Consider the following 26993-nt stretch of genomic DNA (forward strand, 5'->3'; position numbering starts at 1 on the left):
CCCCGTGCCACAACGGGAAGTACGGCGATATGCGCGCCATCTGGCACTCGCTCAGCAGAAACAAATCACCCATCACGGCCTCCTTCAGCAAAGACCGTGAATCACAGATCAAACCAAATTAATAGGTCCTGAGCCTAGCTCATAGTGGAAGGGGCGATCGTTTCATTCCAGTGCTCTGTCGTTGCGGTGCCACAGAGGGGGTAACCCGTCCGTTCACTTTCCGATGGGCGATCTCCTCCCTGCCGTCAACAACCCCGAGGGTCTGACGGTAAGGTTCGTGCACAAGGACAGTGGCGCGCGCCTGCCTGACCTTTCATTGCGGGAAGCGCCGAAGCCCGCCTTGACCGGGTCCGCCCCGGGCCATCGCGCAGCAGGCACACATTCACATCGCCCGGAGGAAATGGGATCGGCGATCTGAGGCGCTCCATTGGCGGATCAGGTTGGGTTTCCTGCAGGGATAAGGGGCGTCGTCGCAAACTTTTTCATTGACTATACAATCTAACGTTTGTTAGAGAGAGTGTGACGGTAATCTATCAAATGTTCAACATGTGAAAAGTCGGAGCCCGCATGGTCGATTGCTTCATCTACGACCACGTTCGTACGCCGCGAGGCCGAGGGCGACCCGACGGGGCGTTACATGAGGTCGCCCCAATAAATCTGGCCGCGACGGTGCTGGAGGCCGTGCGGGACCGCAATTCTCTCGACACCGCTCTGGTCGACGACGTGATCCTCGGCTGTGTGATGCCGGTCGGCGAACAAGGGTCGTGCGTGGGCAGAATAGCGGCGCTTAACGCGGGTTATGCCGAAACCGCGTCTGGCGTACAGATCAATCGTTACTGCGCTTCCGGACTCGAAGCGGTCAATATGGCCGCAGCCCAGATCATGGCCGGCCAGTCCGACATGTCGATTGGCGGGGGCGTCGAATCCATGTCACGGGTTGCGCTTGGTGCCGATGGCGGTGCCTGGTTCACCGATCCGGGGGTCGCATTCAAGACATATTATACGCCCCAGGGTATCGGTGCCGATCTTATCGCCACCCGGGAAGGTTACAGCCGGGACGATGTGGATGCCTACGCCGTTGAAAGCCAGCGTCGTGCGGCTGAAGCCTGGAGGGAAGGGCGTTTCGCCGCTTCGATCGTACCCGTGCGCGATCAGATTGGCGGCGTCCTGCTCGACCGCGACGAGCATATGCGCCCCGAGACCACGATGCAGGTGCTCGGCGCGTTGAGGCCGGCCTTCGCACGGCTTGGCGCTGAAGCGGGCTATGATGCGGTCGCCATCCAGCGCTATCCGGATGTGGAAACGGTGGAGCATGTCCATCATGGCGGCAATTCGTCAGGAATCGTTGACGGAGCCGGCGTGGTGTTGCTGGGATCGCGCGAAGCAGGTGATGCAGCGGCGATGAAGCCACGGGCGCGCATCCGTGCCTTCGGCTCGATCGGCAGCGAGCCCAGCATCATGTTGACAGGCCCGGAGGCCGTGTCGCGCAAGGTGCTCAGGCGTGCAGGCATGACGCCCGCCGACATTGATCTGTGGGAACTGAACGAGGCCTTCGCCTCGGTGGTTCTTTACTTTCGGGATCGAATGGGCATCGACCCCGCGTGCCTCAATGTCAACGGAGGCGCAATTGCAATGGGGCATCCGCTCGGTGCGACCGGCGCGATGATTCTCGGCACTGTGCTCGACGAGCTGGAGCGCCGCGACCTCAATACTGCTCTCATCACCCTGTGCGTGGGGGCGGGTATGGGCACGGCAACCATTATTGAGAGGGTTTGAGCATGGCGAACCTGACATACGACATCGACGCCGAGGGAATTGCCCTCATCACGTGGGATATGCCGAACCGCAGCATGAACGTGCTCGACTCCGCATCCATTGATGAATTTGCGGAGATCGTGGATCGCGTGCTTTGCGACGATGCGGTCAAGGCGTGCGTTATCACTTCGGCAAAATCCGCTTTCATCGCCGGTGCTGATCTGGCCTGGATGGAACAGCTCGCTGCGGAGGCGAAGGAAGGCACCTACGAGGAGCGCACAGCCCGCATCGTCCGTAGGTCGGGGCGCTTGTCGGCGCTGTTTCGCCGCTATGAGCGGGGAGGCAAGCCCTTCGTAGCGGCGATCAATGGCACGGCTCTCGGCGGTGGGATGGAACTGTGCCTGGCCTGCCATCATCTCATCGTTGCCGACGATCCGCGCATCCGCCTGGGCTTGCCTGAAGCCAATGTAGGACTGCTGCCGGGCGCGGGCGGCACCCAGCGGTTGTCGCGCATCCTGGGGCCGCTCAAGGCGCTGCCTTATCTGCTGGAAGGAAAGCACATCCCGCCACAGCAGGCGCTTGAACTGGGCATCGTGCACGGGATCGTTCCACCGGCACAGCTTGTCGAAGCGGCAAGGAGGTGGGCCCGCTCGGCAACGGCGGAAGACACCATCAAGCCCTGGGATCGAAAAGGGTATCGCGTGCCCGGCGACGATCCACGTACGCTTGAGGGGTCGCTCGCCTTTGCCGCTGCCAATGCGAGGGTGCGCGCAGGCACGTGGGGTAACTATCCCGCTCAGGAGGCCATCCAGCGTGCGGTCTTCGACGGGTTGCTGGTTCCGATTGATACGGCGCTGAAGATCGAGCTTCGTTACTTCGCCCAGCTGGTCGTGGATCCGGTTTCACGCAACCTCATCCGCACCCGTTTTCTGAATGTTCAGAAAGCCGGAAAACTGGCCCGCAGGCCGAAGGTGGAAACAGGGTCGATCACAAAGGTCGGCGTTATCGGAGCCGGAATGATGGGGCGCGGGATCGCGCTCGTCGCCGCACAGGCTGGTCTGGACGTGGTGCTTGTCGATCGTACCGCCGAGACGGCCGAGAAGGGACGCGCGGAAGCAGTGAGGACCGCCACGCGCAGGTCTGCTGCCGCCGCCGTTGAAATTGCAGGCCGGATTTCGGCCGGCGACGACTTCGCCGCGCTTGCCGGGGCACAGCTGGTCATCGAGGCGGTATTCGAAGATCCGGAACTCAAGGCCGATGTGCTGGCGCGTGCCGAGGCCGCCGCTCCCAGAGCGGTCATCGCATCGAACACTTCCAGCCTGCGGATTGCCGGACTGGCAAATTCGGTGGCGAACCCCGCCAACTTCCTCGGCGTCCACTTCTTCTCCCCGGTCGAGCGTATGCAGCTGGTGGAAATTATCCGGGGCTCGCAGACAGGCGATCACGCGCTCGCCCTCGCCATGGACTTCACGGCGCTGCTTCGCAAAACCTCCATCGTGGTCAATGACGGACCGTTTTTCTACACAAGCCGTGTGTTCGCCACCTATACGAATGAAGGCATAAGAATGCTCGCCGAAGGGGTGAGCCCCGCGTTGATCGAGAATGCCGGTCGCGCCATAGGAATGCCGGTTCCGCCCCTCGCGCTCAATGACGAGATCGCGCTGGACCTCGTTTATCGCATCAATCGCGCCCAACCCGATCGTTCGGAGGATTCCGCAGCGAAGGTCATTGCCCGCATGGTGGAAGAATTCGACCGCCCGGGCCGCAAGATGGGGAAAGGATTCTATGAGTACCGTGACGACGGGACCAGGCGCTTGTGGACCGGGCTCGATCAAATTGCCGAACGCAGTCCAGAGCAGCCCTCTTTCGAGGAGGTGAAGGCCAGACTGCTGCTGATCCAGTGTGTGGAGGCTGCACGCTGCATGGAGGAAGGTATCGTGACAGACGCTGCCGATGCCGATGTTGGCTCCCTGCTTGGATGGGGCTTCTCGCCCTGGACGGGCGGACCGCTCAGCCACATCGATACGATGGGCGCGGCGAATTTCGTCGAGCAGTGCGAAACGTTGGCAGCCCGCTACGGCGATCGCTTTGCACCGCCTGCTTCCGTGAAGCAGATGGCTGATGAGGGACGTGAATTTTACATGACGACGGTGGCAGCGGCAGCCTGAGGAGGCGCTGGCTTTCCCGCGGAGGAGACCGGACGGAAGGCATAAAGGCAGGCTCTGTCCCGCTTTGCGGGGTTCTTGGGAGGAGAAACGTATTATGAAGACTTATCATGCCGGAAAAGTTACTCGCCGAACGGTTCTGCGCGGCGCTTCATTGGCCAGCATTACGCTTGCCACACCTCAGATTCTGCGATCGCGACCTGCGATGGCGCAGGAAAAATGGCCCGTCGGTTGGGTCCGGCCGACCACCGGGCCGCTGGCGTCCACCTTCGCTGAATTGTTTGTTCCCAGCGATATCGCTCTGGCGGAAATCAATGCGGCCGGCGGCGTGCTCGGGCGCCAGATCTTACGTATTGAAGAGGATGACCAGGCTTCTCCCGCGGCTCAGCCGGCAATTGTACGTAAACTGTCTGAGGCCGGCGTGAACTGCATCGTCGGGCCCGTAGGCACTTCGCAGACGCTGGCGTCATTGGTTGCATCTACGCAGATGAAGATGATCCAGGCAGGTTACGTCGCGTCTGCGGTGATGGGTGACGCCGCAAAATATCCATATCACTACCATCTCTTCATGACGATCGAGATGGAGGCCGAAGCAGCGGTGGCTTATGCGGTGGACCGGCTCGGCCTGAAAAAGGTGGCAATTCTGTCCGAAAGTTCCGGCTTTGGCGCCGAGATCACCCAGCGTTCCATCGAATATCTCGCGAAGAGAGGACTTGAGCCGTCTGCCGTGCAGGAGGCGCCAGTCACCGCGCCGGATGTAGGCGGTTATTTGCGCAATCTTCGCAATTCCGGGGCAGAGGCGGTGCTGATGTGGTTTGCCTCCAAGCCATTCGCGGCACGCGTTTTCTCGGGCATGGCCGCTATGAACTGGATTCCGGAAGCCGTGGTAGGCCATGGCATCGTGCTTGATCCGGTGACCATGGATAACGCTGATCCGGATCTGCTGCCGCGCATTACCTCGCCCTATTTCCGAAACTTCACCTGGAAGGGCGATGGGGCAGTCCCTGAACGGCAGCTTAAATTCGCCAAGGATATCGCAGCCTCCGGAACGCCCCCCACGCCGAATATCGCCATGGCTCCCTGGTATGATTTCCTCCATCTGGTGCAGCGGGCCGCAGAGGACGCGCAAAGCTTCGATTCAGACGCTCTGAAAGCGGCGCTCGATTCCGTTCGCGACTACGATGGAATACTGGGCTCAATCAGCTTCACCGCCCAAGATCATGTAGGTCTCAGTTCAGATGCCTTCGTGATGGTCACGGCGGAATCGGGGCGCGACGAGCGCGCCATGGGCATCTTCCGAGCGCAGGCATAATGGCATGACACCTTCGCTGATGTCTGTCCTCACAGCGGTGATGGAAGGTCTGACGCTCGGCAGCATTTATGCGCTGGTCGGCGTTACCTTCAACATCCTCTATCGGCCGACGAACGTGTTCAACTTCGCACAGGGTGAACTCGTGATGATCGGCGCCATGCTCGGGGGAACGGTAATGGCCTTTTCGGGGTTGCCATTCCTGATCGCCGCCGTGGTCGTGTTTCTGGGCGTCGGCCTTCTTGCTCTGCTTCAGGAGCGGATTGCGGTGGAGCCGGTATTGAGACGGTCGTCCACGAGCCATCTGTGGCTCATCACCACGCTCGCCTGCTCAATGATCCTCGTGAATCTTGTCATGAAGATCTGGGGAGCGGATCCGCTCAGAGTTGATCCTCCCTGGCCGCTTTCGGTTCGGTCTTTCGAGGTTGCCGGCCTGTTCCGTACGTCGACATACGGCCTTGCCGTGATCGTGTTCGCCGTGGCGCTGGTATGGGGGATCGAGCGGGTCTACCGCACCCGCGCCGGAGCGGCGATACAGGCCGTGGCGGAGGATCGCGACGCCGCGCTCCTGCGGGGCGTGCGGCCCGAGCGGTTGGCCCGTCTTTCCTTCTTTCTGGGTGGGGGGCTGGCAGCGTTGGTAGGCCTGATCTGTGCGCCGATCATGTTCGCGTCGACGCTGATGGGCGCGCTCCTGCTGTTCAAGGGTTTTGCGGCTGCGGCCATTGGCGGCATCGGCAGCAACAAGGGCTGTCTGATCGCGGGTCTGATCCTCGGGGCCGTGGAGGCGCTGGGTGTCTTGTTCCTGTCACCGGGTTATCAGACCGCGGTGGTGTTCCTTGTCTTCCTTGCCGTTCTGATGATCCGACCGCAAGGATTCTTTGGTCAGGCGGAGGCACGCAATGTCTGATACGGTGCTCATTCCCTCCCGCCGCCCAGCCGTTCCCCGCACTCTGTTGTTCCTTGCGGTCTGCGTGCTGCTGATCGCCTTTCCTCTGGCTGTTGACAGCGGCTACCGCGTCTTTCTTGCAACCCAGATCGGCGCTTATCTGCTCGTCGCAATGGGGCTCAACTTTCTGACCGGCTATGGTGGCCAGACCTCCATCGGCCATGGCGCATTGATGGCGATCGGTGCTTATGTCACGGCTATCGCGACGGTGAGTTATGGTTGGGATTTCTGGCCGGCGACTGCGCTCGCCATCGTCATCGTCAGCGTCACGGGTGCGATCATGGCGCTGCCGGCGCTGCGGGTATCGAGCTGGTATCTGGCTTTGCTGACCTTCGGTTTCGCCGGTGTCGTGAATGCGACACTGATCGAATGGAGCGGACTCACCGGCGGCTTTTCCGGCCTCATAGGTGTCCCGATGCCGACATTCTTCGGACGGAACCTCGACCAGACGTCGTTCTTCTGGCTCGTCGCCGGGTTGAATGTCATCGTGTTTGTGATGATCCGCAATCTGGTGCGCTCGCGCTACGGACGCGGCCTCGTCGCTATCCGCGACAATCCGATGGCTGCGGTTGCCAGCGGCGTGCCGAGGGTCAGGCTGACACTGTTCGCTTTCGTCGTCTCCGCGATCCTTGCGGGGCTCGCTGGCGCCATTTTCGCGGCGCAGAAGCAGGTCATCACGCCAGATGATTTCGCAGCAGAGATGTCGATGTTCTTTCTGCTGGTCATCATTATGGGCGGGGCGGGCAGCCTTTGGGGGCCGGTCATCGGCACTATCGTCTTCTTCGTCCTCCCGGAACTGATGACCGGGCTGGCAAGCTGGCGCATGCTGGTTTATGGCGTTGGCCTCCTGGTCCTCATCACCTATGCGCCCCATGGGCTGGAAGGAGCGTTGCGTTCGCTGTGGGCATACGCGCCGGACTGGCTACGCTTGCCGCACCGGCAAAGGACCGGCGAAGCGCTGACGGGCATGCCGGTGCGGGCGGGCGCTTCGCGGCCGCTGACGGTCACCGGCCTGACCAAGAACTTTGGCGGTGTCACGGCGATTGACGCTGTGGACCTGTCCATTGCCGCGGCCAGCTGCCATGCGATCGTCGGGCCGAACGGCTCTGGGAAAACGACGCTGCTTAACCTGATCTCGGGATATTATGCGCCCACCAAAGGCCACGTCCGGCTTGGTGAAGAGGAGATCGGCGGACGTTCGGCCGCTGCACTTTCGCTCATTGGCATCGGACGCACTTTCCAGACGCCGCGTTTGCTGCCGGACATGAGTGTCCTCGATAACGTCCTTCTGGGCTGTTATCCGGCGGAAAAAGCCAGCGCGTTCGGAATCGCGCTCGGTCTTCCGGGCCCGCGCGCCGAAGCGGCGCGCATGGAAGCCGAGGCGCTTGGCATATTGGCCTTTGTTGGCCTGGCGGACAAGGCTGACGATCTGGCTGGGAACGTCCCTCACGGACAGCAGCGCATCGTGGAGATCGCGCGGGCGCTGATGGGCAAACCCGGCCTTCTCCTGCTTGACGAACCTGCAGCCGGCCTTTCCATGGATGAACTCGATCGCCTAGTCGGGCTGATCCGCTCCATACAGGAAAGCGGGATCACCCTCGTCATCGTTGAACATCATCTGGATCTGGTCGGCAGCCTCGCGGACGCGGTCACCGTGATCGACCGCGGCAAGATCCTCGCGCAGGGATCGGCTGAGGACGTGTTTTCGGAGCCAGCGGTGGTCGCGGCCTATATGGGCCGGCGACCGGCAGATGGCCGGGCGTCCGGGAAGGAGATGCAGCCATGAGCGAACTGTTGAAGGTTCAGGGGCTGGCAGCTGGTTACGGCCCGGTCACGGTCTTGTCGGATATGTCGCTGGTGGTGCGGCAAGGCGAGATCGTGGCGCTCGTCGGTGCCAATGGCGCAGGCAAGAGCACCTTGTTGCGAACTGTTTCCGGGCTGCTCCAGCCCGCTGCCGGCTCGATCCTGTTCGATGGTGCGCCGATCGGTGGCCGACGCGCCGACCAGATCGTCGATCTGGGACTTCTGCATGTCGCGGAGGGGCGAAGAATTTTCCGGCGGCAGACGGTCAGGGCCAATCTTGAACTGAGCCTTTACGGAACCCGGTTGCCGCGGGAAGAGGAACAGCGCCGCTTCGATCAGGTCTTTTCGCTGTTCCCGATCCTGGAGGAGAGGCAGGAAACTTGCGCCGGTGTCCTGTCGGGAGGCCAGCAGCAGATGCTGACCATAGCGCAGGCATTGATGCGCGCGCCGCGACTTCTGATGCTTGACGAACCCTCTCTGGGTCTGGCCCCGATCGTGGTCGATCAGGTACTGGACACGGTGGAGACGCTGGCACGCAACGGCATCACCATCCTGCTGGTCGAGCAGATGGTTGAACTCGCGCTTGAGATCGCCGATCGTGCTTACATCATGCAGCATGGGCATATTATCGGCCATGGGCCGGCGGCTGAAATCGCAAACAGCCCACTGCTTAAAAAGGCGTATCTGGGAAGTGCCGCCTCCTGACCCGATCTCGCCCCAATTGCCAAAAGATTTCAATGAGATGATTTGGCGACGGATAGGGCCACAAACAATTAGACTAACAACTGTTTGTTAGTTATGGTGGGCTTCTTGGTTCGCTAATATGTAATTGCCAGCGCCGTGGCAGGCGGACGAGGCTGGAGACACGGGAGGAGCGGCGGATGGAAGGTGCTCTGGCAGGCATAAATGTCCTCGACCTTGCGTCGGTGATCATGGGGCCGCTTGCGTCCCAGCATCTGGGAGATATGGGCGCCGATGTCATCAAGGTGGAAAACCCAGATGGCGATCTGACGCGGTCGATCGGGCCGCGCGCCAGCGAGAAGATGGGAGCTGTTTTCCTCAACATCAACCGCAACAAGCGCAGTGTGGTTCTTGATCTGACACGGCCGGAGGGCGTTGAGGTTCTGGACCGGCTCGTCGCTGGGGCGGATGTCCTCATCCACTCAAACCGTACACGCGCCCTGCGCAAGCTGGGACTGGAGTATGAGCGGCTTGCTGCCATCAATCCGCGCCTGATCTATTGCCATGTGAAGGGGTTTGCGGATGACGGCGCTTATGGCGGGCTGGCGGCCTTTGACGATACCATTCAGGCTCTCTCCGGCCTCGCCATGCTTCAGTCGGCCATTTCGGAAGGCGCAGAGCCGCGCTACATCCCGACTTCCGCGGCGGACAAGGTTTGCGCGGTGCATGCGGCCTTTTCGATCACCGCTGCATTGATGCATCGCGAACGCACGGGCCGGGGCCAGGCCATCTCTCTGCCCATGATGGAGGTTATGTCCGCTTTCACCACCTACGAGCATTTGTGGGGCTACGCCTTCGAACCGCCGCTGGCGAAGATGGGCTATGAAAGCGTGAAGGCGGGAAATCGTCGCCCCTATCGTACCAGGGACGGCTATCTCGCCTTCCTTCCTTACTCTGATGCACATTGGCGAACTTTCTTTACCGCGATCGATGCTCCGGAGATGATGGAGAATCCTCTTTTCGCCACCTTCGATGCGCGAATGAAGCATCCAAAGAATACCTTCGGCATCCTGGCAAAACTGCTGGCGGAGCGGACAAATGCGGAATGGGTGGCGCTCCTCGGTCATCTCGACATCCCGATGGCGGTGGTCAACGATCTGGAAGACCTCGTTGAAGATCCACATCTGAAAAGCGTCGATTTCTGGCAGGAAGCCGAGCACCCCACAGAAGGCACGGTGCGATATGCACGCGTGCCGGTCGATTTCTCCGCTTCCCCCGGATCGGTCCGCCGTCTTGCGCCTCGTCTGGGCGAGCATACGGCCGAGGTCCTGCGCGAGATCGGTCTGTCCGACGCCGAAATCGAAAGATTACAGGCTTCCGGCGTAGCCGGGGTCAGCGCCGGAAGTACATCCAGGCAGACACAGCGCCTGAAAGCGACTTCGTAAACGAGGGCAACATGGATTTTTCGATCCCCCGGCATATTCAGGACAAGCTGGACGAACTGGATTCATTCATCCAGGCCGAGATCAAGCCTCTGGAAGCGGAGAACATCCAGTTCTTCGACTATCGACGTGAAAACGCGCGCACCGACTGGGACAATGACGGCGTTCCCCGCAAAGAGTGGAGCGCGTTGCTCAGAGAGATGAAGCGCCGCGCCGACGCGGCCGGACATCTGCGGTTTTCGCTTCCGCGTGAGCTGGGCGGACAGGACGGCAGCAATCTCGCAATGGCCGTGATCCGCGAGCATATGGCGGCAAAGGGCCTTGGCCTTCATAACGAACTTCAGGACGAAAGCTCGATCGTGGGAAATTTCCCGCTGGTGCACGTGCTGCATGAATACGGCACCCCCGAGCAGAAGCAACTGATCGAAGGTATCATCACCGGGCGCGAATACATGGCGTTCGGTCTGACGGAACCAGAGCATGGTTCCGATGCAACTTGGATGAAGACGACCGCCGTGCGTGATGGAGACGGCTGGATCATCAACGGCGCGAAGCGCTGGAACAGCGCCGTCCACAAAGCGAGCGTCGATCTGGTTTTCGCCCGGACCTCGGGGAAGCCGGGAGACGCGAAAGGGATCACCGGCTTCATCGTGCCGATCGATGCGCCCGGCTTCAGCATCGACTACTACCACTGGACGTTCAACATGCCCTCGGACCATGCCGAGGTTTCGATCAGGAATGTGCGTGTTCCCGATAGCGCCATCCTTCACAGTGAAGGCGAGGGCCTTGTGCTGGCTCAGAGCTTCGTTCATCAGAACCGCATCCGTCAGGCGGCTTCCAGTGTGGGCGCCGCTCGCTACTGCATCACCGAAGCTGTCAACTACGCACGCGCCCGCCATACATTCGGACGTCCGCTGGCGGATTTTCAGGCCATCCAGTTTCCACTCGCGGAGCTTCATGCCGAGATGGAGATGCTCCGGACCTTCGTGTTCCGCGTTGCTCACCAGCTTGATACCCAAGACCATATGGAGATCAGCGATCTGGTCGCTATGGCGAATTATCGCGCCAACAGGTTGGTTTGCCGTGCGGCCGACCAGGCCATGCAGACCCATGGCGGTCTGGGTTATTCGCGCAACAGGCAGTTCGAACATATCTATCGACATCATCGCCGCTACCGCATCACCGAAGGGTCCGATGAAATCCAGATCCGCAAGATTGCGGCTTATCTCTTCGGTTATGCCGGCCCTCGCAGGGGCACGCTGAGCGAGGAGGAGAGGCGCGTGATCCTCGCTACGGGCCGATAATGGAGATCGAGGCCGCAGATCTCTCCGTCCACCTGACCGCCGCGCTTGGGCGCGCGAGCGGCTTTGGCGCGGTGCGGGGACTGAAGCGGCTTTCCGCCGGGGCGACCAAGGCGACGTGGGCCTTCGAGGCCCAGGCGCAGGAGGGATGGACCCCGCTGATACTGCAGATGTCGTCCATGGACCAATCCCGTGACCGCACCGATCCTTCTTCGCGTCTGCCCTGGCTGGCCGGGGGCGATGAATTCCGCGTCATGCGGGCCGCCTGTCACAGCGGCGTCGCCGTGCCGCAAGTGGTTCACCTGCTCTCTCCGGAAGACCGCATGGGCGAAGGCGCAATAACGCTGCACATCGAGGGGGAGACGCTTGCGCGCCGTATTCTCCGGGATCCCGCATTCGCGGCAGCGCGAGCCAGGATGGCGGGCGAAATTGGAGCTATCGCCGCGCGCATTCACCTGATGGAGACCAACGGACTGGAATTCCTCCAGCGCTTCGATGCCGAAACACTGCTCGAAGTCTATTGCGCGGTTCTCGCCAGCATGCCCGACAGTTATCCGGCGCTGGAGTTCGCCTTGCGGTGGGCGGACGAAAACCGGCCCCGACCGTCGCGTCCGGGTGTGGTGCATGGCGATCTGCGTCTGGGCAACGTCATCGTTGACGCGGTCGGGATCCGCGCGCTGCTCGATTGGGAGATCGCCCATATCGGGGATCCCATGGAAGACCTCGGTTATGTCTGCCTGCGCACATGGCGCTTCGGCGCAGCCGGCAAGGTGGCCGGCGTCGGTTCGCGCGAGGAACTCTACGCTGCATACGAGGCTTCGGGAGGCGGGGCTGTCGATCCGGCCGCCGCGCGGTTCTGGGAAGTGATGGCGGGAATCAAGTGGGCGCTGGGCTGCATCCGCCGCGGCGAACAGGCCAGGCGCAACGGATGGCGTCCGATGGAATATGCCGCGATCGGACGCCGGGTGGAGGAACCGCTCCTGGATCTTCTCGACGTCATCGAAGGGAGGGATTGATGTCAGGCCATCATCCGCATGCGGCCGATCTGCTGGAAGCGGTAAAGCTCCATCTCACCGATGAATTGCTGTCGGTGCTGAGCGGCTATCATGCCTATCAGATTCGGGTAGCGGTCAACTTGTTGTCGATCGTCCAGCGCCAAATGGCGCAGAGTTCCGATGAAAATTCTGCCCGGCTGAAGGAACTCGGCTATGCCGACGAACAACAGCTGGCGGCCGCGATACGCGCGGGGAAAGCGGATATCGGTGACCCCGCCCTGCGTGCATATCTGGCAAGCAGCCTGCGCGATGCGCTGGCGGTCAACAACCCGAAATCACGGAAGGAGTCCGCATGAGCACCGTCTCTGACGAACCCCACGTGCTGGAGGACTTGGCAGATGGCGTTCTGACCCTCACGCTTAACCGGCCGTCGCGGTTGAATGCCTACACCGCCCGTATGGGCGAGGAGCTTGGTGCCGCCTTCGCCCGCGCCAATGCGGACGATTGCGTGCGTGTCATCATCGTCACCGGCACCGGCAGGGGGTTTTGCGCGGGCGCCGATATTTCCGGGCTTGGGTCGGACCAGCGCATGATGGGACGCAGCGGAAATGACGGCGGCTTCGCCATCCGCATTCACAGATGCCTGAAACCTTCGATAGCCGCGATCAACGGGACTGCGGTGGGCGTCGGAATCACAATGACGCTGCCGATGGATCTCAGGCTGGCCTCGACCAACGCCAGAATGGGCTTTGTCTTTGGCAGGCGCGGCCTCATTCCCGAGGCTGGAAGCAGCTACTTCTTGCCACGCATCGTTGGCCTGCCGAAGGCGCTGGAATGGGTCTACACCGCCCGTATGATCGAGCCCGCCGAAGCGCATGCGGCCGGCCTCGTTTCCGAGGTCCTCGAGCCAGAGGCGCTGCTGCCGCGCGCGCGGGAGATTGCCCGCGTCATTGCTGAGCAGGCGCCTGTCGCTACCGCGATCACCCGCCAGCTGATGTGGCGGATGGCTGCGGCGGCTGACCCGTTGGAGGCGTTGATGCTCGATGCTCCCATCAACGCTCAATTGGCCCTGAGCCCGGATGGCCAGGAAGGTATCGCGTCTTTTATCGAAAAGCGCCACGCCCGGTTCACCGGCAAACCCAGCACCGACATGCCGACTCTCTATCCCTGGAAGGACCACGAAAATGGCTGAGAAAACCATCCGCATTGGCGGAGCTTCTGCTTACTATGGCGATAGCCCGACGTCGATTGCCCCTTTGCTGAGATCGGGGGTCGATTATCTCGTTTTCGATTATCTGGCTGAAGTCACTATGTCCTTCCTGGCCAGGATGATGAAACGAGATCCAACTTCTGGCTACCTGCCGGATTTCATCGATCCCCATATGCGCACGGCTTTGCGCGAGATCGTCGACCGCAAGGTGAAGATCGTGGTCAATGCCGGCGGCCTTAACCCGCGTGGTGCGGCAGATGCGCTGCGAGAACTTTGCAAGGAACTTGGCGTCGCGCCCAGGATCGCGGTTGTCGAAGGCGACAATCTCAGTGCTCGCGCGGACGAATTTCGCGAGCGCGGTATGGTAGAGATGTTCTCGGGCCAGCCTTTCCCTGAAAAGATCACCAGCATCAACGCCTATCTCGGCGCGTTCCCGATTGCGGCTGCTCTCGAGACCGGCGCCGACATCGTTATTACCGGCCGTGTCGTCGATTCCGCGCTTACGCTGGGCCCGCTTATTCATGAGTTTGGCTGGCAAGCTACCGACTATGATCTGATCGCGGCTGGCACGTTGGCCGGCCACATCAACGAATGTGGCGCGCAGGCGACGGGTGGCATGCACACAGACTGGCGCGACGTGCCGGACTGGTCGAATATCGGCTATCCCATACTCGAATGCAGCGCCGATGGCAGCTTTATCGTCACAAAGCCTGAGGGAACCGGCGGCATGGTCACGGTCGGAACGGTCTCCGAACAAATGCTGTACGAGGTATCCGATCCGCAGAGCTATTTCGTTCCCGATGCCACTTGCGATTTTTCGCAGGTGCGGATCGAACAGCTTGCCAGAGACGTTGTGCAAGTATCCGGCGTGAAAGGCTATGCGCCGCCTTCAACCTACAAGGTATGCGCAACCTATCAGGATGGCTGGCGTGCGGTGGCGATCCTGCCGGTGGTAGGGATCGAGGCCGTTGCGAAGGCTGAACGGCAGGCCACCGCGCTTCTGGAGCGCACACGCCGGATGCTGCGCGACAGCAATCAACCGGAATGGACGCGAAAGCACGTCGAGTTGCTGGGAGCCGAGTCGACATTGGGAGCGCAGGGCCGCCAACGCGATACGCGTGAGGTCGTTTCCAAGATCGTCGTGGATCATCCTGACCGCAACGCCGCGGAAATGTTCGCGCGGGAGCATTTCTCCCATATCGTCTCGATGTCACCTGGCGCCACCGGCTTCTTCGGCTTCAAGCCATCGGTTGCGCCGGTTGTTCGCCTGTTCTCCTTTAAGCTCGACAAATCGGAGGTGCCCGTGACGCTCACGGCCGATGGGGAAAGCCGTAAGGTCGCGTTGCCGGCGGTGGACAGTTTCGATCCCGCGATGGTGGAGCGCGCGCCCCAGCCGGAACCGCTCGGGCCGCAGCCGTCTACCGTTCCACTGATCTGTCTGGCCTGGGGACGCAGTGGTGACAAGGGCGATCTCTTCAATGTCGCGGTCATCGCGCGCAAGGCGGAATATGTCCCTTATATCACCTCGGCGCTTACGCCAGCGGCGGTGGCGAAATGGTTCGCGCATGTGTTTGAGGGAGAGGCAGGAAAGGTGGACCGGTATATGGTTCCCGGCGCCAACGCGATGAACTTTGTTCTCCACAACTCCCTTGGCGGCGGCGGTTCTGCCTCAATGCGGCTTGATCCGCTGGCGAAGGGCATGGCCCAGCAGCTTCTGGAGTTTCCGATACCCGTGCCGGCGGATGTGGCGGCTGAACACGCCGATATGGTGAAGCGCCTCGGCATTGCGGTTCCTTATGCCGGCGTGGCCTGAGCTGCAGGGCAAACGGGCCATCGTGACCGGCGGTGGCTCCGGGCTCGGGCTGGAAATGGCCCGGGCGCTTGCGGCAGCAGGCGCGCGTGTCGCTGTTTGCGGTCGCGGCAGCGCTCCCGGCGATGCGTTCAGGGGGGAGGGGATCGCCTCCTTCGCCTTTGACCTCGGAGATGCCGATGAATTGCGTGACGGTCTGGCAGAAGTGATCGCCACGCTTGGTGGAGTCGACATTCTGATCGGCAATGCCGGCATGCGCGACCGGCGTCCGCTTGCCGAAATAGATGATGACGCCATCAATCGTCTTTTCGACGTCAATCTGGCGGCGAATGTCCGGCTGGCGCGGGGGGTGGCTCCCCTCATGGCGGCGGCTGGCGGGGGCGCGATGGTCTTCGTCACTTCTATCGCAGGGGAGCGGCCCTCGCCGAACAACACCACTTATTGCGCCTCAAAGGGCGGGCTGGCAGCGCTGACACGCGCCCTCGCCAGCGAGCTTGGTCCTTTGAACATTCGTTGCAATGCGATTGCGCCGGGATTTTTCGCAACCGAATTCAACCGGCCGTTATGGGCAGTCGAAGACGACCGAATCACCCGCCGCATTCCCCTGCGACGATGGGGAAAACCGGCTGAAATCGCCGGCGCGGCGCTATTTCTGGCCTCCGATGCGGCATCTTACATCAACGGGCATGTTCTGGTTGTGGACGGAGGCGTCTCAACTTCTTTATGATCGGGTGAAGAGTTGAAGAACACCACTATTTAACATAACTAACGACCATTCAAAATTGAAGTGGATGCGCTCGTGGCAAGAACGACTACCCCGGTCGGGAGGAAGCAGAAGCTCCCGAAGAACGCCGGTGACAAGGAAGAGCTGGGGCGCGCCGATGTTCGGCGCAGGCAGTTGCTGACCGAATCCGCTCGTCTGTTCGCCCGTCAGGGTTTCGATGGCACGTCGATGCGTGACATCGCTTCCGCCTCGGGAGTTATGGCGGGTTCGCTCTACTATCATTTCGCCTCCAAGGACGAGATTTTCGTCGCGGTTCACGGTCGTGGCATGGAGATGATCGAAACGGCTGTGCGTGAAGCTCTCGAAGGCGTGACCGATCCGTGGGAGCGGCTTGAGGCTTGCGCGGTTGCTCATCTGGAATCGCTGATCAACTCGGATTTCCGCGCCCTCATCACGCCGACTTTTCCACGATCGCTGGAGCGGATGTGGCCGACCCTGATAAACCAGCGTGACAGCTATGAAACGCTCGTCAAGCAACTCGTCAAAGATCTCGATTTGCCGGAGAGCATCGATCAGACCGTTTTCCGGCTGCACTTCCTGGGCGCGCTGAACTGGACCCCTACCTGGTTCCGGCCGAATGGGGGCCTGAAACTGGCGAATGTTGCGCGACAGCTCGTCCGTATCATGCGTGGGGCACAGCACTGACGCGGTGATCGCAGAATCGCTCGATGTCCTTCTGAGGACTATTAGCCCGAGCCTCACAGCGTGCGTGCGATGATCTCTTTCATGATCTCGTTTGCTCCGCCGTAAATGCGTTGCGCCCGGGCATTGAGATAGAGCTGCGAGATCGGATATTCGCTCATATATCCATAGCCGCCGAACATTTGCAGGCAGGCATCGATGATTTCGCACTGCTTGTCCGTCACCCACCATTTGGCCATGGCGGCGGTTGCTATGTCGAGGCGATCCGCCTCAAGCTCTACAATACAATGATCCAGTAAAACCCTGGCCAGTTTTGCATCGGTCGCCAGTTCTGCCAGCCTGAAGCGCGTGTTCTGCAGTTCGATGAGCGGTTTGCCGAATGCCTTGCGCTCATGGACATAAGCGCGGGTAATCTCAAGCGCGCGCTCGATGGCGCCCATTCCCTGCAGCGCGATCACCACCCGCTCCTGTGGCAGCATCTGCATGAGTTGTCTGAAGCCCTGGCCTTCCTCATTTCCAAGAAGTGCGTCATGTGGCACGTGGACGTTGTCAAAGAACAACTCGGCGGTGTCCTGGGCTCGCAGGCCGATCTTTTCCAGTTTGCGCCCGCGGCGGAAGCCTGCCGTCTCGGCCGGCACGATGAAGAGAGAAAACCCCTTACGCCCATCCTGACGATCCATTCGGGCCGCCACAACCACGACATCGGCCTGCGAGCCGTTCGAGATGAAGGTCTTGCTGCCGCTGATGCTATAGCCGCCGTCCACCATACGCGCCGTCGTGGTCATCGCCTGTAGGTCGGAGCCGGCCCCGGGTTCGGTCATGGCCACGGCGGCTACGGTCTCACCTGAGCACAGACGCGGCAGCCAATGGACCTTTTGTGCCTCTGTCGCCAGATGCTGAAAATAGGGAATGACGATTCCGCTGTGGATCGTGACGCCGAAGTCGACGAAGTCGGCCCGGCCGAATTCCTCGTAGACTGCAGCCGCATGTGCAAAACCAGCACCGACCCCGCCATATTCCTGCGGCACGCATACGCCCAGCAGTCCAAGTGTGCCGGCCTTGCGCCAGAGATCGCGGTCCACTGTGCCGGCTTCTCGCCACCGGGTTGCGTAAGGGAGCACTTCTGTAGCGAAAAATTGGCGAGTCGCGTGGCGAATGTCCTCGATCTCGGCGTTCCCGGTCATAAAAAGCTCCTTTTCGTTAATCTAACATACGTTTGTTAGTCGTCAATATCTATAATGCAAGCGAAATGGGTCTCTCGAATTTTGGGCACTTTGCATATCCATATAAAAACTAATGAAAACAATTTGTTGGAGTGTTTTGTCTCTCGCGGACCGAGATAAAATTCTACCTATCGCTTGTTTGAAAACAGAATGCGGTGTAAGGCTGAAATCCATGGCGCGTTGATGTGCAGAGAAGGAAGCGCGATGAAGCACGCATTCGTACGGAGCGGCCCGCTGACGGGACTGAAGGTCGTGGAATTTGAAGCGATCGGCCCTGTACCGCTGGCTGCCATGGTGCTTGCCGATATGGGTGCAGATGTGGTTCGCATTTGTCGCGAGAAGGCATCACGTAACGATGTTACCGCCCGCGGCCGGCGCTTCGTCACGCTCGACCTTAAATCCGAATCCGGTCACGCTGCCGCAATCCGGCTTTTGCACCAGGCCGATGTGCTGCTGGAAGGCTATCGCCCCGGCGTCATGGAGCGTCTCGGCCTTGGGCCTGAGGTTCTGCACGACATCAATGCGCGGTTGATTTACGGCCGCATGACGGGCTGGGGGCAGACGGGCCCAATGGCCCATTCAGCGGGGCACGACATAAACTATCTGTCGATCACAGGCGCACTGGGAGCGATACGCGCGCCTGAGGGCAAGCCCATCCCGCCGCTGAACATCGCTGCCGATTATGGCGGCGGGTCCATGTTTCTGGTTGCGGGCGTGCTTGCCGCGCTGATCGAGGCACGGTCCTCCGGTCTGGGGCAGATCGTCGACTGCGCTATGGTCGAGGGCGTGCTGAACATGCTGTCGATGTTCCACGGCATGATGGCCGATGGGCAATGGGATGCGCAGGCGCCGCGAACCAATTTCCTCGACGGTGGCGCACCGTTTTACGATACCTATGAGTGCTCCTGTGGCGGCTATGTCGCGGTTGGCTGTCTGGAGCAGAAATTCTTTGGCCGCATGTGCCTTCTTCTCGGCATGGAGGATCTGGCCGCTTTCCAGGCCGACCGGGCACGCTGGCCTGAGCTTCGGGCGCGACTGGAACAGGCCTTCCGCAGCCGTACCGCCGCCGAATGGACGGAACTGTTCGAAGGAGATGACGCATGCGTCTCGGGCGTCATTTCGATGGCCGAAGCAGCGCATCATCCACACCTCGTAGCGCGCGGAGCTTTCACTGCCCGGGACGGGCTGTGGCAGGCGACGCCGGCGCCGAGATTCTCAAGGACGCCCTCTGTTGCAGGACGAATGAACGGTACCAGCGTCAGCGCTGCGGAAGTGGAGCAATCGTGGAGCACGAGGACGGTTTGATTACGGGAGGATTACGATGAATCTGGAAGGAATTTCCGCGCTCGTCACTGGAGGTGGTTCGGGACTGGGCGGAGCGACGGTTGCGGGGCTGGTCAGAGCCGGTGCGAAAGTCACTGCCATGGATCTGAACGCGCAGGCACTGGAGGAGGTGCGTCAGACGACGGGCTGCCACACCGTGGAAGGCGACGTTGCCGACGAAACAGCTGCGAGCAAGGCGATCGACGCGGCAGAGGCCACGCATGGGACGGTTCGCATTCTCATCAATTGTGCCGGGATCGGCAATGCGGCCCGCACTGTGGGACGTGATGGGGTCTTTCCCCTGTCGCTTTTCGACCGGATCGTGCGGGTCAACCTCATCGGCACCTTTAATATGATGCGGCTTGTCGCCGAGCGGCTGGTCAAGGCTGAACCCACGCAGACCGGAGAGCGCGGCGTGTTCGTCAACACTGCAAGTGTCGCCGCTTTCGAGGGGCAGATCGGTCAGGCCGGTTATGCGGCATCGAAGGCCGGCGTCGCCGGGATGACATTACCCGTGGCGCGCGATCTTGCGCAGTTCGGCATTCGCGTCTGTACCATTGCGCCAGGCCTGTTTCTGACCCCCATGCTTATGGGGTTGCCCCAGGAGGCTCGCGACAGTCTGGGGTCGCAGGTTCCGTTTCCCTCGCGTCTCGGAGAGCCACAGGAATACGCCAAACTGGCGTTGCACATCATCGACAATCAAATGCTCAACGGTGAAACGATCCGGCTTGACGGAGCCATCCGGATGGGACCGAGATGAGCCGCTGACGTCAAGGCCGATCAGGGAGGAGCATTGATCATGCTGCAAAGCGCCGTGCAGACCGACAGACCTTCAACCCCGGCCCTCGAAATGCGCGGGATGGAACTTGTCTACAAGACAAGTCGCGGACCCGTCCAGGCTTTGCGCGACCTCCACGCCTCGGTGGGGCAGGGTGAGTTTATCTCTGTCCTTGGTCCTTCGGGATGTGGGAAGTCAACTCTGCTGAAGCTCGCTTCCGGGTTGCTGACACCCAGCGCCGGCACGATTAACCTGGGCGGGACACCGGTGAAGGGTCCCCGCCGCGAAGTAGGCGTGGTTTTCCAGCAGGCGACGCTGTTGCCATGGAAATCGGTGATCGAAAATGTTCTCGTGCCCATCCGCGCCATGCGCATGGATGTTCGTGCGGCACGCAGTCGGGCCATGGACCTGCTCGCCATGGTCAAGCTCGAAGCTTTCGCCAATCACTATCCTCATGAATTGTCAGGCGGCATGCAGCAGCGCGTCGGCATCGCGCGGGGCCTCATCCACGATCCCGAACTGCTGCTGATGGACGAGCCGTTCGCAGCGCTTGATGCCATGACACGCGAGACGATGATGATCGAACTTCAGCGTATCTGGGCGGAGACCAGAAAGTCGGTTCTGTTCATCACCCACTCGATCCCGGAGGCGGTTTTCCTGTCGGATCGAGTTCTTGTGTTGTCGGGACGACCGGGTACCGTCCTACGCGACATCAAGGTCGACCTGCCGCGCCCGCGCAGTATCGAAACGATGATGGATCCGGGTTTCGTAAACCTGGCCAATGAACTGCGTCAGGTCTTCCAGGAGATGGAGGCGGCATGATGCCCACTCGTGTCATCATGCTGTTTGCGCCGCTGTTTACATTGGTTCTGGTGCTGGCCCTCTGGCTTTACGCCGCCACGCTGGGCGGTGTTTCGGTGACGCTCCTGCCGCACCCGGCCGATGCTTTCAACACGCTATGGGGTGGGCTCGCTGGCGGAAAAATGTTGCCGCATCTCTGGGCAACTCTGCGGTCCGCGCTTCTCGGCCTTGCGCTCGGCACACTGGCCGGCGTTTCTCTGGCCGCTGTGATGGCGATTATCCGCTCCGCCGAGCGCTCTTTCATGATCTATCTGGTTGCTTTCCAGTCCATTCCCAAGGCGGCGCTGGCTCCGCTCATCTTCCTGTGGTTCGGTTTTGGCATGATGAGCACGGTGCTGCTTGCAGCGCTGTCGTGCCTCTATCCGATCTTCGCCAACGCCTTCGCCGGTTTTCGCTCCGCCGACCAGAACCTCCACAACCTTTATCGTGTCTGCGGTGCCAGCCGATGGGATATTTTCTGGGCGGTGCAGGTTCCGGCCGCTCTGGGACCTATTATGGTCGGGTTGGAAGTTTCAGTCATCTTCGCCCTTCTCGCCACGGTTGTGATGGAATTCGTCGCGGGAACGGTGGGATTGGGAACGCTGATCCAGAGCGCGGCAAGCACCTATGACACTCCGACTGTTTTTGCCGCCATTGCCTTGCTGGCCGCAATCGGTGTCAGTTCCTCCGCGCTGGTGCGCTTCATACGCCGCCGTATCATTTTCTGGGAAAATGCCGGCTCTGCTGGCGGTGTCGAGGGCGGGCTTTGATGAACGAGTTCGGGAAAACCGTCGTAAGCAGCACATTGGCGGGGCTGGGTTTGCTCCTGATCTGGTGGTTGGCGACAGGCTGGGGCGGCGTTCCCAAAACGGTAATGCCCAGTCCCGGAGACTATCTGGACGCGATGCGCCGCGGGTTCGTCGAAGGGCAGCTCCTGCCGCATGTTGTCTTCACTGGCCAGGCTTCCCTGCTAGGCCTCGTTATCGGGGTTGCTCTCGGCATTGCCGCAGGCTCATGCGTCGCGTTGATCCGGCCGCTGGGACCGTTCATCACTCCTCTGGTGATCGCCATGCAATCGGTCCCAAAGGTCGCTGTTGCGCCTCTGCTGGTTGCCTATCTTGGCTTTGGCATGGGCTCGAAGGTGTTCACTTCCGCGCTGTTGTGCTTCTTTCCGCTCTTCGTGGGGGCGATGACAGGTTTGCGTGAGGCTGACAGACAACTGATCGATCTCTTCCGTGGCTTTCGTGCCTCACGGCTACATATATTGCGCCATGTCCTGATTCCGGCGGCCGCACCCTATCTTTTTGCTGCGCTCCAGATCTCTATCGCGCTCAGCCTCATCGGGTGCGTGGTGTCGGAATTCGTCGCATCCTCCCGCGGGCTCGGCTATGTGATCAAGGCGCGGGCGGCCGAGCTCGACGTGGCGATGATGTTTGCGGCTCTGACCGCGCTTGCGCTGATGGGGGTCGCCGCGACAATGATTTTGCGATTCCTCCAGCGTCGTATCGTATTCTGGCAGGCGACCTGAGATATGGAGCGGCATTGGCAGGCAGAGGGCGCGTGGAATATTCGGGATCTTGGCGGCTACCCTGTGCCCGATGGGCGGCACACGCAGTGGGGGCGCTTGCTCCGCAGCGACGGTCTGCACCGGCTCTCCGGCCCGACAGTCACCGAACTTGTGGGCAAGGGCGTTAAAACCGTCATCGACCTGCGGGGCGCACACGAGACCGAACTGCACGTCAATCCCTTCCGGGATTGCGCTGAGGTCGATTACCGGAACATTCCGCTCTTCGATGGTCTGTCGCCCGTCGATCTGCTGTCCGAAACGGCGATGGCCGGCTATTCTCTGGCTGAACGCTATGTCGAGGCATTGACGACATGCCGGAGTTCGTTCGCCACTGTTTTCGCGACAATGGCGAATGCGCGTGATGGGCTCGTGATGTTCCACTGTACCGCCGGCAAAGACCGGACCGGACTGGTGGCAGCGTTGACTCTCGCCATCGCCGGGGTGCCGCAGGAACATATCATCAGCGATTATCTTCTCACGGCGACGATCGCAGCTCCGCTTCTGAAGCGGCTGCGTGAAAACGCTTTGCAACGCGGTGCGATGCCGGCATCGGTCAAAGCCGTTCTGGCCGTCGATCCAAAAGCCATAGCGGCGGCTCTCCAATATCTGGCTGCGCATGGCGGTGCTTATGGCTATCTGCGCGAGTGCGCCGTCGATGATGCTAGGCTCCAGGCGATCCGCCGGCGCCTGCTATGCAATCCCGCTTCGTCTGATTTCGACTGAGGTTTGTGGGGGATGCATCCACATGTCAGGCGGTCCGGATAAAAATCGCCTGCTTTTGCTTATCGCATGAGTGGTGCATTCTCGGGTGAGAATGTCGTGCCGATCTCATCGGGCCAAACTCTGACACTGTTTCGGCCGGCGCCTTTTGCATCGTAAAGGGCGAGATCGGCTGCCTGCAACAGATCTTCGCGAAAGTCATTCAGATCGATGTCGCGCCCGATCTTCGCGGTGCCGGCAATGCCGATGCTCACTGTCAGGTGCTGGCAATGAAGGGTTTCATGCATGATGGCGTGCGATGAAATCGCCTGCTGAATGTTGGCGCAGACATGCCGTGCACCCGCCACATCAGTGTCGGGCAAGATGACGATGAATTCCTCTCCACCGTAACGCGCAACGTAATCACCCGGCCGGCGGACGGATCGCTGTAGGACAGCGCCAACCTGTATCAGAGCGCTGTCGCCTGCCAGATGCCCGAACTGATCATTGAAATGTTTGAAATAATCAATGTCGATCAAGGCCAGTGAAAGCGGTGTTTCCTCGCGGCGGCAGCGCCGCATTTCGGTGCAGATGAAGCGGTTCATTCCCCGGCGATTTGCAAGCCCCGTCAACGAATCCGTTTCGGCTATATGCTGCAATCGGGCGTTGAAGGAGAGAAGCTTTTCATTCTGCCCTGACAGATCGGTGATTTTCTTCTGAAAAGGAGAGATGTCGGTCAGAGTAACGAAGCTGGCGATGACCGATGTGTCAGCATGTCTGAGCGGATGAATAGTAACGAGAAAGATCTGGCCATTGATGACAAATTCATCCGTAGCCGTGGCTTCTCCATTGTCAAAAGCCGTGTAATCGGAATCGGCTTTTGCGATCACCTTATCGGGAACAATACCAGCCATGCATCGCCCGATAAGATGGTCCGGGCTAGCACCAAACAATCCGGCATAGCTCTCGCTGACCGACAGGTAATGATGCTGCCTGTCCACCAGACAGGCCGGAACAGGCAAAGACCGGATTATGATCTTTTGCTCTTCCAGCGTGATGTGATCTGCCATCCTCCCCCCGAATTTTTATTTTCAAGTCTTCTCGGATCTGATCAGTCACAACGGAATTGAGGCTGAATACAACCCCGCAATTGGTACTGCAACCACCAAATATAGCCATGAATTTGCGGTGCGCTTTCACAAACATCCTCGCTGAATCCTGCTCATCGGGGAGTGCGATCATTTTTTTGCAGAAGCCCGGCACCATCCCGATTGGCCGGAAGCTGAACGAAACGCCGGTCAGACACGCACCGCGGCGAGAGCTCCGCGCAGGGGCAGGCACCCGTCCTTGCCGGCAGCGTGGTCAGCGTTTTTGCGCGTAGACGACGAGGCGCAGATGCTGTCCGCCATCAACGGTAAGCGATGTGTGCTCAAACTCTATGGGCTTCCCCCCGACACGGATCACCCGGGTGCCGGTGCAAGGCGCATGGACGTCCTGACTGCGCCACCAGCTTTTGAACGCGCGCGAAACCGCCTCCAGTTCCGCCACCAGCCTGCTGGCATCGGCATCTTCCCGTGCGGCGGCGAAATCACGGCGGAAGCTCGCCAGCATCGCCGGCGCCTGTTCTTCCCAGTCAACGATGGCATCGCGTAGCGCGGGATCGGTAAAAAGCAGCCGTAGCATGTTTCGCTGGCCGGGTTCATGGCCATTGAACCCGAACAGCGAGTCGGCTGGATCGTTGAAAGCCAGCACGTCCCAGCGCAAGTTAATGATATAGGCGGCGTGGGGAGCAAGGTCTTCCACCAATCGGGCGGCGAGTGCCGGCACGATGCAGAACGTCTTGCCGGGTTCTGCCGGCGGACGCTCGTGGGCGAGCAGAAACAGATGCCTTCGTTCGGCGGCATCGAGTTTGAGCACGCGGGCAAGATTGTCGAGGAAATCGGCAGAAACCCCAATCTCGCGGCCTTGCTCAAGCCATGTGTACCAGGTCAGTCCGACCCCTGCGAGGGCGGCAACTTCCTCCCTCCGCAGCCCGGGTGTTCGCCGACGCTTGCCGGATGGAAGGCCAACGTCTTCCGGTAACAGCCGCTCCCGGCGCGTACGCAGGAAATTGGCAAGCTCTGGTCGGGTTCGCTCAAGGGTGCGCATCGGTTCGCCCATTACAAAAAGCAACAGCATAAGCAGTTAAATTGTAAAAGGATAATGTCCGTGGAATCGCTGGTGCGTCAACACACGAGGACGCCAGATGAGTTCCGAGGCCTGCACCACCGAACACCTTTCCCACATTCCTCCCGAAGCTGTCCGGCGGCCGCCATGGCCTGGCCTGTTCATTCTGCTGCTGGCCGGGTTCGTGACGATTTTCGATCTTTTCGTGGTCAATGTCGCGATCCCTTCCATGCAGGCCGAACTCGGGGCTAGCCTGTCGCAGATCGGGTTCATCGTGGCGGGTTACGAACTGGCCTTCGGCGTCCTGCTGGTTACAGGCGGGCGGCTTGGCGATCTCCATGGGCGGCGGAGGCTGTTCATTCTCGGCATGGCCGGGTTCACAGTCGCATCGCTTTTTTGCGGGATTGCTCCAACCGTGGAAATCCTGATCGGCGCGCGCGTATTGCAGGGGTTGGCGGCGGCGTTGCTCTTCCCGCAGGTTTATGCCTCGATCCGGGTGAATTTTTCCGGCGAGGACAGCCGCCGCGCCTTCGGCTTTCTCGGCATGACGCTCGGGCTTGCCGCCATTGCTGGACAAATCGTCGGTGGCTTTCTGGTTGAAGCCAACATCCTCGATCTTGGATGGCGCACGATCTTCCTCATCAACGTGCCTGTCGGAATATTCGCAATCCTGATGGCGCGGTTCATACCGGAGACGCGCTCGCCTGAACGTCCGGTGCTCGACTGGCCGGGTGTGGCGTTGGTTACCCTCGGGCTGACGATGCTTCTCGTGCCGCTGGTCGAGGCTCCGACACATGGCTGGCAGCTCTGGAGTTTCCTGTCGCTTGCCGGGGCTGCACTCCTGCTCACCACCTTCTATCGCCATCAGGAACGTCGCCGCAAAGCCGGCCATCAGCCTCTCGTCGACATGGCGCTGATGCGTCAGCCGCGCTTTGCCCAGGGCGGACTGTTGGTGCTCCTGATCTATTCGACGGCCTCATCATTCTTTCTCTGTTTCGCGCTTCTGGTGCAGACGGGCTTTGGCCTCAGTCCCTTCGATGCAGGCAGCGCTTTCGTGCCGTGCTCCATCGCTTTCGTCATCCTCTCGCTCAGCGCTCCGCGCCTTGTCGCACGTTTCGGCACGCCTGCCATTGCTCTGGGCGCGCTGGTATATGCGGCCTCACTCGGAGTGCTGATAGGGCAGGTGTGGATTGCCGGGGCCGATCTTGTGGTGGCGCATCTTATTCCGGTGCTGGTCGTCATCGGCGGAGCGCAGGCGATGATCATGACGCCTCTGCTCAACCTCGTGCTCGGCTTCGTGGAGGAAGGTCAGGCCGGAATGGCGTCGGGCGTCATCTCCACCCTCCAGCAGGTCGGTGCGGCGCTCGGCGTGGCCCTGGTCGGCATTCTGTTCGGTGCAGCGCTCGGGGAGGGCGCCGAGTTACAGGCCGCGCGCTACGCCTCGGCCTTCGTCTCCGGCATGAGCTACAATGTTGCGGCGGCCATCCTGGCAGCGATCCTGCTGGCACGACTGGCAGTTTATGGAAGCCGAAAAAGCTGAGGGTGGTGTGTGTG

General features: G+C 60.7%; 24 protein-coding genes. 21 read left to right on the forward strand and 3 right to left on the reverse strand.

The features are described 5' to 3' along the window. Nucleotides 1-567: 567 nt before the first annotated feature. The 14 genes from AC5XE7_RS02700 to AC5XE7_RS02765 all read left to right on the forward strand — a co-directional run bounded on the left by AC5XE7_RS02700 (nucleotide 568) and on the right by AC5XE7_RS02765 (nucleotide 16846). Nucleotides 568-1776 (forward strand): acetyl-CoA C-acetyltransferase, encoded by a 1209-nt coding sequence (locus tag AC5XE7_RS02700; RefSeq protein ID WP_495364671.1) that lies wholly within the window; start codon nucleotides 568-570, stop codon nucleotides 1774-1776. Nucleotides 1777-1778: 2 nt separating this feature from the next. After that, nucleotides 1779-3923 (forward strand): 3-hydroxyacyl-CoA dehydrogenase NAD-binding domain-containing protein, encoded by a 2145-nt coding sequence (locus AC5XE7_RS02705; protein WP_495364672.1) that lies wholly within the window; start codon nucleotides 1779-1781, stop codon nucleotides 3921-3923. A 94-nt stretch (nucleotides 3924-4017) separates the two neighbouring features. Then, nucleotides 4018-5232, forward strand: a complete 1215-nt coding sequence (locus tag AC5XE7_RS02710; protein WP_495364673.1) for an ABC transporter substrate-binding protein — start codon at nucleotides 4018-4020, stop codon at nucleotides 5230-5232. Nucleotides 5233-5236: 4 nt separating this feature from the next. Then, nucleotides 5237-6136, forward strand: coding sequence for a branched-chain amino acid ABC transporter permease (locus AC5XE7_RS02715; RefSeq protein ID WP_495917626.1), 900 nt, complete (start codon nucleotides 5237-5239; stop codon nucleotides 6134-6136). Beyond that, nucleotides 6129-7961 carry a branched-chain amino acid ABC transporter ATP-binding protein/permease gene (locus AC5XE7_RS02720; protein ID WP_495364675.1) on the forward strand — a complete coding sequence of 611 codons (1833 nt, stop codon included), beginning with the start codon at nucleotides 6129-6131 and terminating at the stop codon, nucleotides 7959-7961. The genes AC5XE7_RS02715 and AC5XE7_RS02720 overlap by 8 nt, the downstream gene beginning before the upstream one ends. Further along, entirely contained in the window at nucleotides 7958-8683 is a 726-nt protein-coding gene (locus AC5XE7_RS02725; RefSeq protein ID WP_495364676.1) for an ABC transporter ATP-binding protein, read from the forward strand. Before AC5XE7_RS02720 ends, AC5XE7_RS02725 begins: the two co-directional genes overlap by 4 nt. Before the next feature lie 176 nt (nucleotides 8684-8859). Further along, a complete protein-coding gene (locus tag AC5XE7_RS02730; RefSeq protein WP_495364677.1) occupies nucleotides 8860-10104 on the forward strand; it encodes a CaiB/BaiF CoA transferase family protein in 1245 nt (414 codons plus the stop codon). 11 nt (nucleotides 10105-10115) lie between these two features. Next, on the forward strand, nucleotides 10116-11405 hold the full coding sequence (locus AC5XE7_RS02735; protein WP_495364678.1) for an acyl-CoA dehydrogenase family protein: 1290 nt from the start codon (nucleotides 10116-10118) through the stop codon (nucleotides 11403-11405). Then, on the forward strand, nucleotides 11405-12418 hold the full coding sequence (locus AC5XE7_RS02740; RefSeq protein ID WP_495364679.1) for a phosphotransferase family protein: 1014 nt from the start codon (nucleotides 11405-11407) through the stop codon (nucleotides 12416-12418). The genes AC5XE7_RS02735 and AC5XE7_RS02740 overlap by 1 nt, the downstream gene beginning before the upstream one ends. Then, nucleotides 12418-12753: a DUF6285 domain-containing protein gene (locus tag AC5XE7_RS02745; protein WP_495364680.1), complete on the forward strand. Its 336-nt coding sequence runs from the start codon at nucleotides 12418-12420 to the stop codon at nucleotides 12751-12753. Before AC5XE7_RS02740 ends, AC5XE7_RS02745 begins: the two co-directional genes overlap by 1 nt. Next, entirely contained in the window at nucleotides 12750-13589 is an 840-nt protein-coding gene (locus AC5XE7_RS02750) for an enoyl-CoA hydratase-related protein (protein ID WP_495364681.1), read from the forward strand. The genes AC5XE7_RS02745 and AC5XE7_RS02750 overlap by 4 nt, the downstream gene beginning before the upstream one ends. Continuing rightward, nucleotides 13582-15420, forward strand: coding sequence for an acyclic terpene utilization AtuA family protein (locus AC5XE7_RS02755; protein ID WP_495364682.1), 1839 nt, complete (start codon nucleotides 13582-13584; stop codon nucleotides 15418-15420). Before AC5XE7_RS02750 ends, AC5XE7_RS02755 begins: the two co-directional genes overlap by 8 nt. Then, nucleotides 15404-16144 carry an SDR family NAD(P)-dependent oxidoreductase gene (locus AC5XE7_RS02760; RefSeq protein WP_495364683.1) on the forward strand — a complete coding sequence of 247 codons (741 nt, stop codon included), beginning with the start codon at nucleotides 15404-15406 and terminating at the stop codon, nucleotides 16142-16144. The genes AC5XE7_RS02755 and AC5XE7_RS02760 overlap by 17 nt, the downstream gene beginning before the upstream one ends. Nucleotides 16145-16216: 72 nt before the next feature. After that, entirely contained in the window at nucleotides 16217-16846 is a 630-nt protein-coding gene (locus AC5XE7_RS02765; RefSeq protein WP_495364684.1) for a TetR/AcrR family transcriptional regulator, read from the forward strand. Nucleotides 16847-16899: 53 nt separating this feature from the next. Here the strand turns inward: AC5XE7_RS02765 and AC5XE7_RS02770 are convergent, their stop codons facing one another. Then, nucleotides 16900-18027, reverse strand: coding sequence for an acyl-CoA dehydrogenase family protein (locus AC5XE7_RS02770; RefSeq protein WP_495364685.1), 1128 nt, complete (start codon nucleotides 18025-18027; stop codon nucleotides 16900-16902). Between the two features lie 243 nt (nucleotides 18028-18270). On the opposite strand from AC5XE7_RS02770, the gene AC5XE7_RS02775 reads away from it, so the two are divergent. From AC5XE7_RS02775 to AC5XE7_RS02800, 6 genes are read left to right on the forward strand one after another with little or no spacing between them, the layout of a single operon-like run. Continuing rightward, entirely contained in the window at nucleotides 18271-19371 is a 1101-nt protein-coding gene (locus AC5XE7_RS02775) for a CaiB/BaiF CoA transferase family protein (protein ID WP_495364686.1), read from the forward strand. Between the two features lie 16 nt (nucleotides 19372-19387). Further along, nucleotides 19388-20149, forward strand: coding sequence for an SDR family NAD(P)-dependent oxidoreductase (locus AC5XE7_RS02780; protein ID WP_495364687.1), 762 nt, complete (start codon nucleotides 19388-19390; stop codon nucleotides 20147-20149). Between the two features lie 39 nt (nucleotides 20150-20188). Continuing rightward, the gene (locus AC5XE7_RS02785; protein WP_495364688.1) at nucleotides 20189-20989 is read left to right on the forward strand and encodes an ABC transporter ATP-binding protein; all 801 of its coding nucleotides are present in this window, start codon (nucleotides 20189-20191) and stop codon (nucleotides 20987-20989) included. Then, nucleotides 20986-21777, forward strand: coding sequence for an ABC transporter permease (locus AC5XE7_RS02790; protein ID WP_495364689.1), 792 nt, complete (start codon nucleotides 20986-20988; stop codon nucleotides 21775-21777). The genes AC5XE7_RS02785 and AC5XE7_RS02790 overlap by 4 nt, the downstream gene beginning before the upstream one ends. Beyond that, complete coding sequence (locus AC5XE7_RS02795; protein WP_495364690.1) at nucleotides 21777-22535, forward strand: ABC transporter permease; 759 nt, start codon at nucleotides 21777-21779, stop codon at nucleotides 22533-22535. Before AC5XE7_RS02790 ends, AC5XE7_RS02795 begins: the two co-directional genes overlap by 1 nt. Nucleotides 22536-22538: 3 nt before the next feature. Next, on the forward strand, nucleotides 22539-23297 hold the full coding sequence (locus AC5XE7_RS02800; protein ID WP_495364691.1) for a tyrosine-protein phosphatase: 759 nt from the start codon (nucleotides 22539-22541) through the stop codon (nucleotides 23295-23297). Between the two features lie 59 nt (nucleotides 23298-23356). On the opposite strand, the gene AC5XE7_RS02805 is transcribed toward AC5XE7_RS02800, so the two are convergent. Together AC5XE7_RS02805 and AC5XE7_RS02810 are read right to left on the reverse strand one after the other, a co-directional pair. Continuing rightward, entirely contained in the window at nucleotides 23357-24343 is a 987-nt protein-coding gene (locus tag AC5XE7_RS02805) for a sensor domain-containing diguanylate cyclase (RefSeq protein ID WP_495364692.1), read from the reverse strand. Nucleotides 24344-24635: 292 nt separating this feature from the next. Continuing rightward, nucleotides 24636-25421, reverse strand: coding sequence for a helix-turn-helix transcriptional regulator (locus tag AC5XE7_RS02810; RefSeq protein ID WP_495364693.1), 786 nt, complete (start codon nucleotides 25419-25421; stop codon nucleotides 24636-24638). Nucleotides 25422-25518: 97 nt separating this feature from the next. On the opposite strand from AC5XE7_RS02810, the gene AC5XE7_RS02815 reads away from it, so the two are divergent. Then, nucleotides 25519-26979 carry an MFS transporter gene (locus tag AC5XE7_RS02815; RefSeq protein ID WP_495364694.1) on the forward strand — a complete coding sequence of 487 codons (1461 nt, stop codon included), beginning with the start codon at nucleotides 25519-25521 and terminating at the stop codon, nucleotides 26977-26979. The last annotated feature ends 14 nt before the right edge of the window (nucleotides 26980-26993 follow it).

It is taken from the genome of Aquamicrobium sp. YD-1-mutant5, from assembly GCF_059509755.1.

What these genes read in the sequence shown, in the direction of transcription:
- AC5XE7_RS02785 (WP_495364688.1), top strand. Translation starts at nt 20,189, where the DNA reads ATGCTGCAAAGCGCCGTGCAGACCGACAGACCTTCAACCCCGGCCCTC.
- AC5XE7_RS02730 (WP_495364677.1), top strand. Translation starts at nt 8,860, where the DNA reads ATGGAAGGTGCTCTGGCAGGCATAAATGTCCTCGACCTTGCGTCGGTG.
- AC5XE7_RS02740 (WP_495364679.1), top strand. Translation starts at nt 11,405, where the DNA reads ATGGAGATCGAGGCCGCAGATCTCTCCGTCCACCTGACCGCCGCGCTT.
- AC5XE7_RS02770 (WP_495364685.1), bottom strand. Translation starts at nt 18,027, where the DNA reads ATGACCGGGAACGCCGAGATCGAGGACATTCGCCACGCGACTCGCCAA.
- AC5XE7_RS02735 (WP_495364678.1), top strand. Translation starts at nt 10,116, where the DNA reads ATGGATTTTTCGATCCCCCGGCATATTCAGGACAAGCTGGACGAACTG.
- AC5XE7_RS02705 (WP_495364672.1), top strand. Translation starts at nt 1,779, where the DNA reads ATGGCGAACCTGACATACGACATCGACGCCGAGGGAATTGCCCTCATC.
- AC5XE7_RS02800 (WP_495364691.1), top strand. Translation starts at nt 22,539, where the DNA reads ATGGAGCGGCATTGGCAGGCAGAGGGCGCGTGGAATATTCGGGATCTT.
- AC5XE7_RS02715 (WP_495917626.1), top strand. Translation starts at nt 5,237, where the DNA reads ATGACACCTTCGCTGATGTCTGTCCTCACAGCGGTGATGGAAGGTCTG.
- AC5XE7_RS02780 (WP_495364687.1), top strand. Translation starts at nt 19,388, where the DNA reads ATGAATCTGGAAGGAATTTCCGCGCTCGTCACTGGAGGTGGTTCGGGA.
- AC5XE7_RS02725 (WP_495364676.1), top strand. Translation starts at nt 7,958, where the DNA reads ATGAGCGAACTGTTGAAGGTTCAGGGGCTGGCAGCTGGTTACGGCCCG.
- AC5XE7_RS02750 (WP_495364681.1), top strand. Translation starts at nt 12,750, where the DNA reads ATGAGCACCGTCTCTGACGAACCCCACGTGCTGGAGGACTTGGCAGAT.
- AC5XE7_RS02700 (WP_495364671.1), top strand. Translation starts at nt 568, where the DNA reads ATGGTCGATTGCTTCATCTACGACCACGTTCGTACGCCGCGAGGCCGA.
- AC5XE7_RS02745 (WP_495364680.1), top strand. Translation starts at nt 12,418, where the DNA reads ATGTCAGGCCATCATCCGCATGCGGCCGATCTGCTGGAAGCGGTAAAG.
- AC5XE7_RS02815 (WP_495364694.1), top strand. Translation starts at nt 25,519, where the DNA reads ATGAGTTCCGAGGCCTGCACCACCGAACACCTTTCCCACATTCCTCCC.
- AC5XE7_RS02805 (WP_495364692.1), bottom strand. Translation starts at nt 24,343, where the DNA reads ATGGCAGATCACATCACGCTGGAAGAGCAAAAGATCATAATCCGGTCT.
- AC5XE7_RS02755 (WP_495364682.1), top strand. Translation starts at nt 13,582, where the DNA reads ATGGCTGAGAAAACCATCCGCATTGGCGGAGCTTCTGCTTACTATGGC.
- AC5XE7_RS02810 (WP_495364693.1), bottom strand. Translation starts at nt 25,421, where the DNA reads ATGCGCACCCTTGAGCGAACCCGACCAGAGCTTGCCAATTTCCTGCGT.
- AC5XE7_RS02790 (WP_495364689.1), top strand. Translation starts at nt 20,986, where the DNA reads ATGATGCCCACTCGTGTCATCATGCTGTTTGCGCCGCTGTTTACATTG.
- AC5XE7_RS02720 (WP_495364675.1), top strand. Translation starts at nt 6,129, where the DNA reads ATGTCTGATACGGTGCTCATTCCCTCCCGCCGCCCAGCCGTTCCCCGC.
- AC5XE7_RS02795 (WP_495364690.1), top strand. Translation starts at nt 21,777, where the DNA reads ATGAACGAGTTCGGGAAAACCGTCGTAAGCAGCACATTGGCGGGGCTG.
- AC5XE7_RS02775 (WP_495364686.1), top strand. Translation starts at nt 18,271, where the DNA reads ATGAAGCACGCATTCGTACGGAGCGGCCCGCTGACGGGACTGAAGGTC.
- AC5XE7_RS02760 (WP_495364683.1), top strand. Translation starts at nt 15,404, where the DNA reads ATGCCGGCGTGGCCTGAGCTGCAGGGCAAACGGGCCATCGTGACCGGC.
- AC5XE7_RS02710 (WP_495364673.1), top strand. Translation starts at nt 4,018, where the DNA reads ATGAAGACTTATCATGCCGGAAAAGTTACTCGCCGAACGGTTCTGCGC.